General features: G+C 28.5%; 12 protein-coding genes and 1 riboswitch. All 12 genes read left to right on the top strand.

The features are described from left to right. The first annotated feature begins 654 nt into the window (after positions 1-654). Entirely contained in the window at positions 655-1,326 is a 672-nt protein-coding gene (locus CLOBL_RS20915; RefSeq protein WP_077860796.1) for a response regulator transcription factor, read from the top strand. Beyond that, positions 1,323-2,336, top strand: coding sequence for an ATP-binding protein (locus tag CLOBL_RS20910; RefSeq protein ID WP_077860795.1), 1,014 nt, complete (start codon positions 1,323-1,325; stop codon positions 2,334-2,336). The genes CLOBL_RS20915 and CLOBL_RS20910 overlap by 4 nt, the downstream gene beginning before the upstream one ends. Before the next feature lie 20 nt (positions 2,337-2,356). Next, entirely contained in the window at positions 2,357-3,070 is a 714-nt protein-coding gene (locus CLOBL_RS29025; protein ID WP_009172024.1) for a cell wall-binding repeat-containing protein, read from the top strand. Positions 3,071-3,369: 299 nt separating this feature from the next. After that, positions 3,370-4,137, top strand: coding sequence for an ABC transporter ATP-binding protein (locus tag CLOBL_RS20900; RefSeq protein WP_077860794.1), 768 nt, complete (start codon positions 3,370-3,372; stop codon positions 4,135-4,137). Continuing rightward, positions 4,127-6,154 carry an ABC transporter permease gene (locus tag CLOBL_RS20895; RefSeq protein ID WP_077860793.1) on the top strand — a complete coding sequence of 676 codons (2,028 nt, stop codon included), beginning with the start codon at positions 4,127-4,129 and terminating at the stop codon, positions 6,152-6,154. Before CLOBL_RS20900 ends, CLOBL_RS20895 begins: the two co-directional genes overlap by 11 nt. 165 nt (positions 6,155-6,319) lie before the next feature. Next, on the top strand, positions 6,320-8,095 hold the full coding sequence (locus CLOBL_RS20890; RefSeq protein WP_347472913.1) for an HD domain-containing phosphohydrolase: 1,776 nt from the start codon (positions 6,320-6,322) through the stop codon (positions 8,093-8,095). Between the two features lie 163 nt (positions 8,096-8,258). Beyond that, on the top strand, positions 8,259-8,639 hold the full coding sequence (locus CLOBL_RS20885; RefSeq protein WP_077860791.1) for a spore germination protein GerW family protein: 381 nt from the start codon (positions 8,259-8,261) through the stop codon (positions 8,637-8,639). 181 nt (positions 8,640-8,820) lie between these two features. After that, positions 8,821-9,633: a purine-nucleoside phosphorylase gene (locus CLOBL_RS20880; protein WP_077860790.1), complete on the top strand. Its 813-nt coding sequence runs from the start codon at positions 8,821-8,823 to the stop codon at positions 9,631-9,633. 270 nt (positions 9,634-9,903) lie between these two features. Then, the gene (gene htpG, locus CLOBL_RS20875) at positions 9,904-11,838 is read left to right on the top strand and encodes a molecular chaperone HtpG (protein ID WP_077860789.1); all 1,935 of its coding nucleotides are present in this window, start codon (positions 9,904-9,906) and stop codon (positions 11,836-11,838) included. A 230-nt stretch (positions 11,839-12,068) separates the two neighbouring features. Then, positions 12,069-12,150: riboswitch (cyclic di-GMP riboswitch) on the top strand. Between the two features lie 324 nt (positions 12,151-12,474). Next, positions 12,475-14,943, top strand: a complete 2,469-nt coding sequence (locus CLOBL_RS20870; protein ID WP_077860788.1) for a LuxR C-terminal-related transcriptional regulator — start codon at positions 12,475-12,477, stop codon at positions 14,941-14,943. Positions 14,944-15,483: 540 nt separating this feature from the next. Continuing rightward, positions 15,484-15,621 (top strand): six-cysteine ranthipeptide SCIFF, encoded by a 138-nt coding sequence (gene scfA / locus CLOBL_RS20865; protein ID WP_009172015.1) that lies wholly within the window; start codon positions 15,484-15,486, stop codon positions 15,619-15,621. Positions 15,622-15,732: 111 nt separating this feature from the next. Next, on the top strand, positions 15,733-17,094 hold the full coding sequence (scfB, locus tag CLOBL_RS20860) for a thioether cross-link-forming SCIFF peptide maturase (RefSeq protein ID WP_077860787.1): 1,362 nt from the start codon (positions 15,733-15,735) through the stop codon (positions 17,092-17,094). Positions 17,095-17,273: the final 179 nt, after the last annotated feature.

Genomic DNA, 17,273 nt, shown 5'->3' with positions numbered 1-17,273 from the left:
ATATATTTCTTGGGATAAAACCAAGATAAAAAATATTTATTACAGTTCATTGGCCTTCTATTTTATTTCATGGGCATTAACTAAACTTTTTAGGAAATTGTTTGAAAATCCCATCTGAAAGTATATCAGCAAATTTAATCATATGATCCTCACCTTTATCATAAGCATCAATATCATCAATCCAAAGCTTTCTTTCATCTATTTATAAATCTGAAAAAGAATTTGTTATAGGATTTTCATTATTTATGCTATATGCTTTTAAAGGCATTAATGTTATTGTCAGTAAAATAACTAATAATACGAGTGTAAATGATTTTTTCATATTTATACAGCACTCCTTTGTATATCTAGTGTACCTTTGTAAATTTTCCTATTTATGAAAAATATTTAATAATGAAGTTTCTCTTTTCTTGAATATTGATACTTTTAGTTGAAAATATTACTCTATTTAACAGATAGAGCTTTTTCAATAACTTGATAAGTTTTTATGAGATATGTAATATATTATGTAAGAAGTAATTTTAAAGTAATATTAGGATAAAGAACGGTAAAATTTATTGTATTTCAGAAAATAAAAGAAGAATAAGATACATTATATTTTTTGACATTTAAGGGCTTAAAGTATTGTGAAATTATAATTTTAAGGAGAACAATATGGCTAAGATTATGATAATTGAAGATAATGAAAATATAAAAAAAGAGCTTACAGAATTCTTAAGACGTTATGGATATGAGGTTTATGGTACAGCAGATTTTGAAAACATAGTTAAGGTAGTCTTAGAAGCTAATCCAGATTTAATTTTGCTTGACATAAATCTTCCTTATTATGATGGGTATTATGTATGTAGAGAGATTAGAAAAGAAAAGGATATACCCGTAATAATTGTGACTAGCAGAGATAGTGAAATGGATGAGATAATGAGTATGAATCTTGGGGCAGATGATTTCATAACTAAGCCTTATAATACTCAAATACTTCTTGCAAGAATAGCTGCTGTACTTAGAAGAACTTCTTCGAATGCTTCAGTATATGAAGTAGTTGAACACAAGGGATTAAAACTTAATGTTACCAGTGGCAGTGTAAAATTCAATGAAGCTGAAGTTGATTTAACTAAAAATGAACTTAAGATATTGCTTTGCCTTATGAAAAATAAGGAATGCATAGTAAGTAGAGAGGATCTTATGGATTATTTATGGAATTCTGACATTTATGTTGATGATAACACTTTATCAGTGAATGTTACTAGACTTAGAAAGAAACTTAGTGAAATAGGCTTTAATGACGGAATAGAAACAAAGAGAGGTTTTGGATATATATTGTTATGAGTACTAAAGAATATTTTTTATCAAAGTCATCTTATATAATAATTAATTTATTGATATACTTACTGGTTTTAGTTATAGCAGGAATAGCTAAAATGCCTATTATAATAATGTTTCTCATTTTTCTTATTTGGTTTCTTCCTTTAACAATTTATATAATAATAGACTTTTTCACTAAGAAGAAATTTTATGATAACATTATGAATATTACTGAAAAGTTAGATAAGAAATATTTATTGCCTGAAGTTATAAAGATGCCAAATTATTATGAAGGAAAAATGCTTTATGAAATATTAAAAGAATGTAACAGAAATATGCATGAACATGTTAATTTTTATAAGAATCTTCAAAAGGAATATAGAGAATATATTGAAACCTGGGTTCATGAGATAAAAACTCCAATATCATCATCAAAATTAATTATAGAGAATAGTGAAAGTAAAGAGAAAAACGCCTTAAGTGATGAGATTAGAAAAATTGAGGATTATATAAATCAAGCTCTTTACTATTCGAGAAGTACAGATGTTAGCAAAGATTATATTGTAAAGGAATTTGAAATAAAAGAGGCAGTTCAAGAGGCTATTAGGAATAATAGACGTGATTTCATAAATAAAAGAATTAGCGTTGATATTGAAAATGTATCTGGAAGAGTAGTAACGGATATCAAGTGGATAAAGTTTATTATAAATCAGATAATTGTAAACTCAATAAAATATAGCAAAAATGGTTCTGGAAGTTTAAAGGTTTATGCAGTTGAAGGAAAAGATAATTTGGTATTAACCATAGAAGATAATGGAATAGGAATTCCTAAAAGTGATGTTGGAAGGGTTTTTGATAAGGGTTTTACAGGAGAAAATGGAAGAAGGTATGGCAAATCTACAGGTATAGGACTGTACCTTTGTAAAAAACTTTGTGAAAAACTAGGACTTGGTATATCATTGGAGTCAGTAGAAGATAAAGGAACAAAGGTTAATTTGATTTTTCCAATTGGAGATTTTTTTAATTTAAAGTGATGTAGAGAGGATTTTATAATATGAAAATGAATAGTAAGAAAATTTTTGCTTTAGCATTATCAGCTATTACTGTAGTTGCAATTAGCTTTCCTAAAAATGCTTATGCTTATTGGGAGGAAAATGAAAAAAATTGGAGGTATATAGATGATTCTGGCTATGCAAAAGGCTGGCAGGATATTAATGGAAGATGGTATTATCTTGAACCTGAAACTGGAATAATGAAGATTGGCTGGTTCTATGATGAGGAATATAATAAGTGGTATTATTTAAATGATGATGGATCTATGGATTCCTCTAAGACAACATCCACTTATCCAGTAGAATTGAGTAGTGCTAAGGAAAAAATAAAACAATATACAAATGAAGATGTAGAATATGAAGCTACAAGTCAAATTGATGATAACGTATTTGTATGCTTTAAGAGTAAGAATGACATAAATGCTAAACAATATTATTATGAACCTACCAGAGGTAATATATTTGAAGTTAAAAATGGTATCTTCACAGATATTTCTACAGGAGAAGTAATTAATATGTTTTCAGAGGAACAAGCAGTTGAAGTAGTTCGTGATTATCTGTCAGATAATTATAAATACATTCCAAAGATAATTGAAGTAAAGGCTGATGACGGAGATTCATATTTTGTTCATTGTTATGATGTAGAAGGTGATGCTTCAAATAGCAGCTGGTATCATGTGAATAAAACAACTAGAGAGGTTACACCGGAGATATAAACAATTTAGAATTAATAATTAAAGTTGAAATTCTTACAGAATTTCTTTAATAAGTGCAGAATTATTTTTTGATTTATTTAATTAAGCACAATCAAAAGATAATAGACCAATATAACTGAATAGTTGGTCTATTATTTATTTGATTGTGCCTTATCTTACATAATTGTAAGAGTATTGAAAGGTTATTCGATATGAAAGAAATTCAAATGATTTTAAAATATAGTCATGTGGTAGTTAAATAATTCTAAGGGCAAAATTTAAATTAAGTTTGACTATATAATAAATCAGGAGGAAATTTTATGGAAAATATTTTAGATGTACAAAATGTAGAAAAATACTATGGGAATAAGGACAATGTGACAAAAGCACTTGATAATATAAGTTTTAAGGTTCAAAAAGGTGAATTTGTTGGAATTATGGGGCCATCAGGCAGCGGCAAAACTACGTTATTAAATTGCATATCTACAATAGATAAGGTAACGACAGGAGCTATTGTAATTGATGAAGGTGATATTACTAGATTAAAAAATAAGAAATTAGAAAAGTTCAGAAGAGATAAGCTTGGTTTTATATTTCAAGACTTTAATTTGTTAGATACATTAACTGCTTATGAGAATATTGCACTAGCATTAACCATAGCAGGCAAAAAAGGAAATGAAGTTCACGAATTAGTTAGAAAATCAGCTGAAAATTTAGAAATATCTGAGGTATTAAATAAATATCCTTATCAGATGTCAGGAGGACAAAAGCAGAGAGTAGCGTGTGCTAGAGCAATAGTTAATGATCCAAAGCTTATTTTAGCAGATGAACCTACAGGTGCTTTAGATTCTAAATCAGCTAAATTACTTTTAAATTCAATTGAAAGATTAAATCAGGAATTAGAGGCAACTATTTTAATGGTAACTCATGATGCATTTACTGCGAGCTATGCTCATAGGATATTATTCATAAAGGATGGAAGGATTTTTAATGAATTAGTTAGAGGTAATGACTCTAGAAAAGAATTTTTTAACAAGATAATAGATATTGTTACTCTTCTTGGAGGTGACGCTAAAGATGTATTCTAAGATGGCACTTAATAATGTAAAGAAGAGTTTTAAAGATTACACTATTTACTTTTTAACTTTAACTTTTGCAGTAGCTATATTTTATAGTTTTAATTCTATTGAATCTCAATCTGTAATGGCGGACATGAATAAGGGGCAAACTGATTACGTTATAGCCATGGGGCAGATGATTTCGGTTATATCAGTTGGAGTATCAGTTATTTTAGGATGCCTAATAATTTATGCTACCAAATTTTTGATTAGTAAAAGAAAAAAGGAATTTGGTATATATATGATTTTAGGCATGGCTAAAAGAAAGATGTCAAAAATATTATTTTTTGAAACCCTGTATATTGGAATAATATCACTAGTTGCAGGAATGTTATTAGGATTACTATTTTCACAAGTATTATCAATATTTACAGCTAAACTTTTTGCAGTGCAGATGGTTAAATATAGTTTTGTAATTTCAACAAATGCAATTTTAAAAACAATTTTATATTTCGGGATAATGTATCTGTTAGTAATGATCTTTAATGTGGTTATTGTTTCAAGATATAAGTTAATTGATTTATTACATGGTGATAAGAAAAATGAAAGAGTAAGGATTAGAAATCCTTATTTAGGAGCAAGTGTTTTAAGTCTTTCGATAATAGCTTTAGGATTTGCCTATCATCTAGTGAATAAGGCAGGATTGAACTTTTATGATAATAGATTTAAGGCAGCAATAGCTCTTGGAATCGTAGGAACCGCACTTTTCTTTTTTGGAATTGCAGCAGTCACATTTTTTGCGATTAAGAAAAATAAAAATATGTATTTATATAAGTTAAACATATTTACCATGAGACAGATTTCAAGTAAATTCAATACCAATTTTATTTCGATGACAATAATTTGTTTAATGTTATTTGTTACTATAGGGACTTTAGCATCTGGATTAAGTATTAAAAATTCTATGGAGGGCACGCTGAAGAATCAAACCCCCTTTGATGCATCTGTTCAGGTATTTGCTAAAAAAGATAATAAAGCTCTGTCTTCTATTGATACATTAAAACAACTAAACTACAATTTAGATGATTATGCAGAGTATTCTACAATTAAAAACTATGAGTACAATATGAGCACTAAAGATTTATTAGAAAAATATGCATTAACAGATGATCAAAAACAAATGTTAAATTTAAAAGTTTTTGAAAAACTAAATATGATTAAGATATCTGAGTATAATGCTATGAGAAATCTAAAAGGTGAAACAAGTATAGATTTAAAAGACGATGAAATATTAGTATCATCTAATTATGAACCATTAAAACAAATAGTAAAAGATTTTATAGAGAGAGAAGACTCAATAAAAATAGGAGATAAGCTATTTAAAATAAAAGAAAGAAAAATTCAAACAGAAGCACTTTCAACTTCACCAACCAGCGATAGTATGTTTGATTTAATTGTGCCAGATGAATTAGTAACTGGGTTAGAGCCATCAGGAGAAGTGTTAAATTTAAATTTTTCAGGTAATGACAAAATGGAAGGTAAAGAGAAATTAACTACAATATTTGAAAAATTTTCAATTCATAACAGCGAAGCTGTAAAAGCTGATTATGAGCTTTCAGGATTGACAAGGGAAATGGCATATGATGAAAGTAGAGGCTTATCTGCAATGATACTATTTATAGCTATTTATATGGGAATAGTATTTCTGCTAGCAAGTGCAGCGGTACTTGCACTTCAGCAATTATCAGAGTGTAATGAATCTATAGAGAGATATAGAGTTTTGAGGAAAATTGGTGCGACAAAAAGTATGATTAATAAAAGTATATTTAAGCAAGTATCAATATTTTTTGCATTACCTCTGTTACTTTCAATAGTACATTCATATGTTGGAATTAATGTGGTGAATAATTACTTAATTGCATTAGGAGCAGCAAATCAGTTTAAATCGATTCTGATGACTGCGCTCATAATGGTTATAGTTTATGGCGGATATCTTTACGCAACATATATTGCTTATAAAAATGTAGTTGACAATGAGTATGATTAGTTAGAGATTTAGAAGATTTCAAAAATTAAGTATGTTTTAAGTTTAGAGGATATTATTTTAAGTTTAGAATCATTTGAAGTGTAAGAATACAATTGCTTTTATAGACATTTAAACAAGGAAATAGTAAAATTGAATTTAAATAACATTACTTAAAAGGGGAACCTAATGATGGAAGAAATATGCTTAAGTGAAATATATAAACCTTTTTTAAATAGTCTTCCTTGGCCTGTTTGGATTCAAAAAACCGATTCGAGGATAATATTTCTAAATAAACATTATGAAGCGATGTATAACGTAAAATTAAAAGATGTCATTGGAAAGAAAAACGAGAGAATTTTTCCAAAGGAAGAAGTCGGAATATATAAGGTGCAGATACAGAAGTGTTTAGAGCATCTAAATGTGTGTGCTGTAGAAAGTGTTGTAGATGGTACTTATGTTGAGTGCCGCATATTTCCTATATTGAATGATGAAGGAAAACCTGAGGCTGTAGCTGGAATTGTAATAGATATAAATGATAGAAAATTAAGAGAAATTGAAGTAGAAAAACAAAAAAATATATTAAGAACAATAATTGATGCGGTGCCTGAATCTATTTTTTATAAAGATAGAGAAAGTAAATTTATAGGATACAATAAAAAATTTGAAAACTTTTATAATAAATTGGGAGTTACAGATATATTAGGAAAAACAGACTTAGAGATATATTCCGATAAAGAGGTGGCTGCATATTTTATTGAACAGGATCAAGAGATTATGAGAACCAAACAAGCTACTTATTTTGAACAGAGAATAGAAAATGAGAATGGAAAAGAAGTAATACAAGAAAATATTAAAATACCAGTTGTAAACAAAAAAGGTGAAGCATGGGGAGTAGTCGGATTATCAAGAGATATAACCGAAAGAAAACTCATGGAAGAAAGATTACGTTATCTAAGTGAAATAGATATATTAACAGGATTATATAACAGATATAGTTTTGAAGAAAAAATTAAAGAATTAAATCATGAAAAGCATCTTCCAATGGGAATAATTATGGGAGATGTTAATGGATTAAAGATTGTTAATGATACATTAGGACATTTAGAAGGGGATAAATTATTACAAAGAATAGCACTCATACTTAAAGATATATGTGACCCAAATGGATATGTGTTCAGATGGGGAGGAGATGAATTCATAATTCTTATACCAGATTGTAACGAAGTAAAGTGTGAGCAAATTATTAAAGATATTACCGAAAAGTGTAAACAAGCAAAGCATAAATTTATGCAGCTGAGCATAGCATTAGGTGAAGGAATAAGGTATTCGTTAGATGAGAACATATATGAATGTATCACAAAAATAGAGGAAAAAGTTTATAGACAAAAATTATTAGATAAGAAAAGTATTAAAAGTTCAATTATGGAATCTTTGAAAAAAAGCCTAGAAGAAAAAAATATGGAGACTAATGAACATACTGAAAGAGTTGCTAAATATGCATTAGCAATAGGGAAAAGGTTGAATTTAAAGATTTCAGATTTAGACGAATTAATTTTAGTTGCAAGTCTACATGATATAGGCAAGATAGGAGTGAATGAAGAAATATTACTGAAATCGGGAAAATTAACAAATGAAGAATTTGAAATAATGAAAACACATACAGAAAAGGGATATAGAATTATAAATGCATCAAGTGAACTTGGAAATGTAGCAAAAGGTGTATTGACTCATCATGAAAGATGGGATGGTACTGGATATCCATTAGGATTAGCAGAGAAAGAGATTCCACTAGCTGCACGAATAATAAATGTAGTGGATTCATATGATGTTATGACCAATGATAGAGTGTATAAAAAGGCTATGGATAAAGATGAAGCTATAAAGGAATTAAAGAATTGCTCAGGTACACAGTTTGATCCTAAAATAGTGGAGTGTTTTATTGAATATATATGTTGCAATTAACAAATTACAACTAAATATCTAATAAGGAGAAACTTATAAAAGAAATAATTAAAAAAGAAAAAATCAAAAAAGGGATTTAAATCCAGGAGTATTGGGAAAGAATTACTAATGGAATTGTATGGTTATTATTTAAAGTGCATTTCAAAATTAGGAGGAAATAACTATGGAAAACAATTTAGTAAAAGAAAACCTGGATTTAATATTTGATAATTTAGAAAAATTTTTAAAGACAGAAACAATTATAGGAGAGCCAATTGTAGTAGGAGGAGTAACGCTTGTACCAATTATAAGTGTCACTTTTGGATGTGGCACTGGAGGCGGAACCGATCATAATAGTAAAGAAATGAATGGAATAGGGTCAGGTGGAGGTATGGGAGCTAGAATATCTCCAGATGCAATATTGGTAATTAAAAAAGATGAAGTTACTATGCTTAAAGTAAAGGAAGAAAGTAATTTAGACAGCCTTTTAAATATGCTTCCAGATATAGTTTCAAAAATAAATGTAAAGAAGGATATGGAAAGGAATCATAAAGATGAAGTTTAAGAATGAAAATAAAAACTTATATACTTTTATAGAAGCACACTAGAGTTTTAGTGTGCCTTCTTATCAGATGCTTATAAAAACAATGAAATTATAATGTATATATTGTCTGTAATATTGTAGAATTATTTATTAAAATTCTGTAAATTATATATATAATTAATTTAGATGGAGGATGAAAAAGATGTATGATAAAATAATAGAATCGGTTAATTATATACAAGGTAAAATAAAAAGAAGCCCTAAGATAGCAATAATACTTGGATCAGGACTTGGAGATTTGGTTAATGATGTTAAGGATATAGAAGATATATCTTATAAGGATATACCTAACTTCCCAGTATCCACGGTTAAAGGGCATGAAGGTAAATTGGTATTTGGGAAGATTAATAATATTGAAGTTATGCTAATGCAAGGAAGATTTCATTATTATGAAGGATATACAATGAAGGAAGTTACATATCCAGTATATGTGATGAAAAAGCTTGGGATAGAAAAGATAATTGTTACAAATGCCTGTGGTGGAATTAATAGGAGTTTTAAGCCAGGAACTTTAATGCTTATTAAAGATTTTATAAATTTATTTGGAGATAATCCTCTAATTGGAGTGAATGATGAGAGATTAGGACCAAGATTTCCGGACATGTCAGAACCATATAAATTAGAACTTATTGATAAAGCAAAAAAAATTGGAGATGACCTTGGAATAAAATATGCAGAAGGTGTCTATGCAGGTTTTATGGGCCCATATTATGAAACAGCAGCTGAAATTGTAATGATAGGAAGACATGGGGCAGATGCTGTTGGTATGTCAACTGTGCCAGAAACTATAGTTGCTAATTATTTAGGTATGGATGTACTTGGAATAGCGTGTATTACAAACATGGCTACTGGAATACAAAAGGTGAAGCATTCCCATGAAAGAGTTGTAAAAACAGCTAAAAAGGTTTCTTCAGATTTGTGCAGGTGGGTAACAAAAATTGTTGAAGAGATGTAAATGTTAATGTTTATTTAAATGTTATTTAAGTACTTATATAAAATCTTTTAAGTTTGATTGTAATTAATATAGAATATATATTTGATTTAAAGTACTGATACCTGCTAATTTACCTAACTTTTGCACCGTGTATTCCATTTGATTACCTCCTTACAAGATTACTTTACACCTTTACGCAGCGTTAATGTCAATAGTTTTGTTTAAGAAAAATTTGACATTAAATATTCTTTGTTTTAAAATATTTTTTAGAAAATAATAGGAGGTAATAACATGATAAAAGAAAATGGTAATATTTCAATAGACACAGAAAACATATTTCCGATTATTAAGAAATGGCTATACTCTGACAAAGACATATTTATAAGAGAAGTAATAAGTAATGCATGTGATGCAATTAGTAAATTTCAAAGATTAGTTTCATTAGGTGAAGCAAGAACTAATGGAGATGAAACATATAAAGTCACAGTATCAGTAAATAAAGAAAAGAAAACTCTTAAATTTATTGATAATGGTATTGGGATGACTGAAGAAGAGGTTAAAAAATATATTAACCAAGTAGCTTTTTCAGGAGCAACTGATTTTATGGAAAAATATAAAGATAAAATGGATGAAGGAAAGGATATAATTGGTCATTTTGGACTTGGATTTTATTCAACATTTATGGTATCTACTAAGGTACAAATAGACACGCTATCATTTAAAGAAGGTGCTGAAGCTGTAAGATGGGAATGCTCTGGTGGTACAGAATATGAAATTGGAACTTCAACTGATAGGCTAACAAGAGGTACAACAATAACTTTATATGTTGATGATGAAAGTACAGAATTTTTAGAAGAATATAAGGTTAGAGAAATTATAAAAAAATATTGTTCTTTCTTACCTACAGAAATATATTTAGAAGATGAAAATAAGCCAGAAGAAGAGCCAAAGTATGAAACAAAGAAAAAAGAAGATGGAACTGAATATCAAGAATTAGTTGAACCAGAGGCTCCAAAGCCTTTGAATGATACAAATCCTTTATGGATTAAGGCTCCTAAAGATTGTACTGATGAAGAATATAAAGATTTTTATAGAAATGTGTTTATGGATTTTAATGAACCATTGTTTTGGATTCATTTAAATGTAGATTATCCTTTTAATTTGAAAGGAATATTATATTTCCCTAAATTAACTCATGAATTTGAAGCGACAGAAGGACAAGTAAAACTATATAATAATCAAGTGTTTGTTGCAGATAATATTAAAGAAGTAATCCCAGAATTCTTATTATTATTAAAAGGAACAATAGATTGTCCAGATCTACCTTTGAATGTTTCGAGAAGTTTCCTTCAAAATGATAAAGAAGTTTCAAAGATTTCTAATCATATAGTAAAGAAGGTTGCAGATAAATTAGTTGATTTATTTAAAAATAGCAGAGAAGAATTCAATAAATTTTGGCCAGATATACAAATATTCATCAAATATGGTTGTTTAAGAGATCAAAAATTCTATGATAAGATTAAAGAAATAATTATATTTAAGAATTTGAAAGGTGAATTTATAACATTAAAGGACTATCTTGAAGCTAATAAAGAAAAGCATGAAAATAAAGTATTCTATGTCAATAATGAAAAACAACAATCACAATATATAAAGATGTTTAAAGAATATGATTTAGATGCTGTTATTTTAGATTGTTCATTAGATGATCATTTTATTTCATTCCTAGAGATGCATGAATCAGGAGTTAAATTTAATAGAATAGATTCAGATATTTCAGATACGTTAGGAAGTAAAGCTGATGAGAATGATGAAACAGTAAAGGCTTTAAATAAAGAAATAGAAGATTTATTTAAAAATGAACTTGGAGATAAAGTGAAAAAATTATCTGTTGAAGGATTAAAAAATGAAGAAACTCCAGCGCTTGTTCTAGTGTCTGAAGAATCAAGAAGAATGGCTGAGATGAGCAAGATGTATGCAAAATCAGGAATGAGCTTCCCGGGTATGTTTGATGAAGAAAAAACTCTAGTTGTAAATAATAAGAGTGCAATAATCAAAAAGCTTGTAGAAATATATAAAAATGAAACTAAAAAGGCTGAAGTTAAGTTCATTTGTGAACATATTTTAGATTTGGCTAAAATAGCAAATAAAGAGTTAGATGCAAATGAAATGGACGAATTTATAAAGAGAAGTAATCAATTATTAAATAGGGTTATTGCGCTATAAGGACTAAGAGTGAGATAAAAGTATATTTATGTAAAATATAAAAATCAGTAATGCTTTATTTAGCTAAAGCATTACTGATTTTGTTATTAGGTGTAGTTAAATTAGTATTGAATATCCATACATTACGCAGTTTATAGGAAAATAACTCAAAATATGTATACTCATGCATGAAAATGTGGTAAAATATTCATATAGATAATTATAATAAAATAGTATTAAGTATATATTCTAATTAAGTTGGAAATGTTGAAGAATCTCCTTATTATGGGCACCTTGGGGATTTGGAGTTAATGGTGCAACCGGCCAATGATTAATTTGTTAATTAATTGTTGGCTTTTTTTACGTGATTTAAAAAATCATTGTGAAAAAAGCCAACAGTATCCTTCATATCTTAATATGGTTGGCGTTGAAAATAATATTAAATTCAACAATTAACGATAACATTTCCAAGAGATAGAATAAAATTGAAGTTGAATTTTAAGTGTGATAAAATATCGTTGTGCGTCCCAATATAGCCTGTTACGATGGCATAAAAGCGGAAAATGAACGGTTATCATACAATAAAAAAAGAAAGAAATGCTAAACATATGAAGGCAGATTATTTTGCATAATTTGTTTTAGATGAAGGGGAATACTATGAGAAGTCAGATTTTAAGACCTAAAATATTACATAGAAAGCGTGTAAATAAGTTGTTATCTCAAATATTTGAGGTACCTATATTTTTTGTTTCTGCATCTATGGGATATGGTAAAACAACTTCTGTTAAAAGTTTTCTGGATAGAAAAAAAGGAATGAAAACTATTTGGTTTGATACTGGAAATGAAGAAGATGATGATGTTTGGATGTGGCATAAGTTCTGTGCTGCAATTAAGACTACAAATGTTAAATTGAGTCAAAGATTAAGTGCATATGGATTTCCTAAAAATAACATGGATGTATACCGAATAATTGATACTATTCGTGATGCAGTAAAACAGAAAACTGTTATAATAATTGATGATTGGTATGATCATAAAACCCTCTATATCAATTACTTGATAAAAGTTATAGCCTTAGAGGAAATACCTGATTTACATATTGTGATAATAAGCCGTAACAAGCCAGCTAATCAATTTGTTGAACTTGAGCTGAAACAGAAATGCTTAGTAATGTGGCAGGATGATATAGCATTCACTTTCGAAGAAACAATAGAGTTTTTTGAGATTAATGGAATAAATTTAACAGAAAAAGAAAAAGCAGAAGTGTATGAGTATACAGGGGGATGGACTTCAGCTACTTATTTAGCATTATTACAATATTACAATGAGAATACTTTTGATAATATTCCCAAAGCTACGGAGTTAATTAAGAAAGCTGTATATGATAAATTTGATGAAACGACAAAGCAGATTCTTTTAAAGCTTGCACCAGTTGAATACTTTACATTGGAACAAGCTATTTATATAACAGAAAACGAAAAATCTAATGAAGTGATTAAGGAATTATTATCAAATAACTGCTTTATAAAATATGATAGAAAGTCTAAGACTTATGCACTGCATTCTATTTTAAGAAGTGCATTAAAAGAAGAAATTATAGCATTAGATATTGATTCAAATGAAATTAATAATGTCTGTGGAGATTGGTATTATAAAATTTCAAAAGATATAGAAGCGATGGAGTATTATTATAAGGCGAAAAACTATGAACGCATACTTGATTTAATAGAGAGAAATGATACCATAAATTTAACAAAAGTATGGAAAAAAATTATTAGAATAGTTTTCAATGAGCTGACAATGGAACAAAAGGTAAATAGGCCTATAGCATATTTAAAACATATATTTTTCTATATACTCTATGAAAACCCGCAAGCAGGAAAAGAACTTCTATATGAATTATGGGTCATTTATGAAGTAAATGAGGAATTAAAGGATAGAAACCAAGTACTTGGAGAAATTTCATTTTTAGAAAGTCTCTTGGTGCTTAATGATGTTGAGAAAATGATAGAATATCAAAAGAAAGCATATGAATTATTTGATGGCGGAATGTCTAAAATTGCAAATAACAAAATGCCAATTACTTTTGGTTCTCCACATTTTTTATATTTGCATCATACAAAAAATGGTAGGCTTAAGGAAATGGTGGATTATTTTAAAGAAGGAATAATTTATTTTGATCATATATCGAACGGAGGAGCAGCTGGAGCAAGTTATTTTATGAGTGCTGAATATTTTTTTGAGACAGGTGATATTTATAATGGAGAGTTATTTGCATATAAAGCCCTACATAAGGCAAAAACTAAGAATCAGACAAGTATTATAATCTGTTCGCTTTTTCTTTTGATGAGAATTTCAATAAATAAGAATGATAAATATGAAGTAAGAAATAAGTTTAATAGTTTAATAAGTGAATATAAAAGCTTGGATATTCCAAGATTTTTAAATGGGACAGATATTGCATTGGGATATATTGATGGAATTACTGGGAATTCAAATGATATACATATATGGCTTAATGATGATGATAATCCCAATTTACAAATATTTTCTCCGTATATTGGAATGGGGTATATTGTATCTGGACTAGCGATGATGCTTAAAAGAAGTTATATTGAATTAGAGATTCAGGCAGAAGTCATGTTGGAAATTTATTCTGGAAGGAATTATATTTTTGGAATACTATATTCGTACATATTTGATTCAATTGCTAAGTACAATTTGCACGATACAGAAAAAGCGCAAAAGTCATTGATCAAAGCAATGGAATTAGCAAAAAAAGATAATATTGTGATGTGCTTCATTGAATTATCACCCCATATATTGCCTATATTAAGGGGAATTAGAAGAAAAGATGAGTATGCAAAAATGTTGCTGACTAAATGCAATGAATTTAATGACATCTATGTGAAAAATTATGCCTTCGGAGAAAAAGTAGAATTGACTCCAAGAGAATTAGAAGTAATGAAATTAGTAGATGAAGGTTATAAACAAAGTGAAATTTCGAAGGAATTAAATATTGCATTAGTTACTGTTAAAAAGCATATAGCATCTGTTTATTTAAAATTAAATGTAAAGAATAAAATGATAGCGATAAATTTATTAAAAGAAAAAGGTATGATTTAAAAAAATAAAAAAATATAATTTATTCAAAAAAGTATACTTTAGTATAATATACAACTGTTTTAAATGAATATATAATATGATTGTTGAGAGATTTAAGGGTAATATAAAGGGTGAAATTACATCAACTAGGGTAAAGCACTTATATTTGAATCATTTAAAGAATTTAGGGGTAGGTATTACATATATTTAAGGGTAAGTATTATACATATTTAGGGGTAAATTTGTATTATAGAATTTTTGATGGGTGTACATAGTTTAAGCGAGCGGTTATTTAAAGAATGATGAGATAATATAAGTGCAGAGTAAAATAAGGGTATTGGTTGGCTATAAGGGGTAGCTAGGCTGAGGTATATAATAAGCATTTGTTATATGAAATTAAGAGGTATTTTCTTAATTTTCGTAGAGAAGTGCTTATTATATTTTTTTAGGAATAAATTATAAATAATAGAATTAATTAAAAGAGATTTCACTAAATCTTTTATACTTTTGTATATTATGCTATAATATTTAAGGATATTTTTTTAATGGAGGATTTTTAGGATGAAACACATAAAAACTATAAACAAACCAAATATCAAAAATAGTTTATGTAAACCAGGATGCAAAGAATGTGCAAACTCATGCCAATCAGCTTGTAAGACATCTTGTACAGTTGCAAACTTAGAATGTGAAAACTAATTTTCAAGCAGTAGCTATATGGTTACTGCTTACTTTAGGCATATGAAAGAAAATAGTAAGTCTATGAGTTATTTTCTGGAGTATGCCTTATATGTTGAGGAGGAAAATAAATTGTCTTTAATACATAAATTTAAACAAGGTGAAAATTATTTTGTCTTAGATGTAAATACAGGTGCTGTTCATGTTGTAGACGAGCTAGTTTATGATATATTAGATGATGATAAATTAAGAAATAAAAAAGAAGTGTTAGATTCTCTTAGCGGAAAATATGATGAAGAAGAACTTTCTGAAGCATATGATGAAATTCAAGAATTAGCTGAAGAAGGAATTCTTTACTCAGAAGACCAATATGAAGAAATAGCACACAGCTCTATGGATGATAGAGATTATATAAAAGCCATCTGCTTAAATGTAATTCATGGATGTAACCTAAGATGTAAGTATTGTTTTGCTGATGAAGGGGAATATCATGGACATGGTGGTGTCATGAGTGCTGACACAGCAAAAAAAGCAATAGATTATGTAATTAAAAGAAGTGGTCCAAGAAAAAATATAGAAATTGATTTGTTTGGTGGAGAGCCGACTTTAATAATGGATACTATAAAAGAAATAATCCAGTATGCTAGAGATAATGAGGAAAGATGGGGTAAGAAAATTAGATTTACAATGACTACTAATGCGACCCTCTTAACTCCAGATATGATGGATTATATGGATAAGGAAATGGGAAATATAATCCTTTCTTTAGATGGAAGAAAAGAAGTTAATGATAAGGTTAGAATTAAGCCAGATAAGAGCGGATCATATGATGATATAATTCCTAATATTAAGGAAATGATAAAGAGAAGAACTAAGGGAAAAACTTATTATGTAAGAGGTACCTTTACAAGAGAAAACACAGATTTCTATGAAGATGTAATGGCTATGGTTAATGAAGGTTTTAGAGAATTATCCATAGAACCTGTTGTGTTAGAAAATGGACATCAGCTTGCAATTCGTGAAGAAGATATTGACACAATATTTGATAATTATGATAAGTTATATGAAGAAATGGCGAGAAGAAAAAGAGAAGGTAAGGATGAATTTAAATTCTATCATTTCAATATAGATCTTCAAGGCGGCCCATGTGTTTATAAAAGAATTTCAGGATGTGGAGCAGGTTTTGAATATGTGGCAATAACTCCACAAGGCGAAGTATATCCATGCCATCAATTTGTTGGGAAAGAAGAGTTTAAACTAGGAAGTATTTATGAAGATACTTATGATACTGAACTTGCTAAGAAGTTTAAGAAGGCCCATATATATAACAAACCTAAATGTAAAGAATGCTGGGCTAAATTCTATTGCAGTGGCGGATGCCAAGCAAATAACTTTAATTTCAATGGTGATATGAATATCCCTTATGAAATTGGATGTAAAATGCAGAAGAAGAGAATTGAATGTGCAATTGCATTGAAAAGTGAAGAAAATTAAAAGTTAATAAGCAAATTTTGATTATGTGGTGACTAACCGAAATCACATACATATTTATTCCATAGGACTTATGAAATTTTCGCTGGAAAGTTATAAGTGAAAGGTTGTACCCATTTCTGCATGCTCCTCAAACAAGTTGAGGACAAGCAGCAAATGGAACAACCTTTCACTAACAACTT

It is taken from the genome of Clostridium sp. BL-8 (assembly GCF_002006495.1).
GTDB lineage: Bacteria > Bacillota > Clostridia > Clostridiales > Clostridiaceae > Clostridium.
Note: the sequence above shows the minus strand (reverse complement) of the source record. Positions and strands in the feature narration are given on the sequence as shown.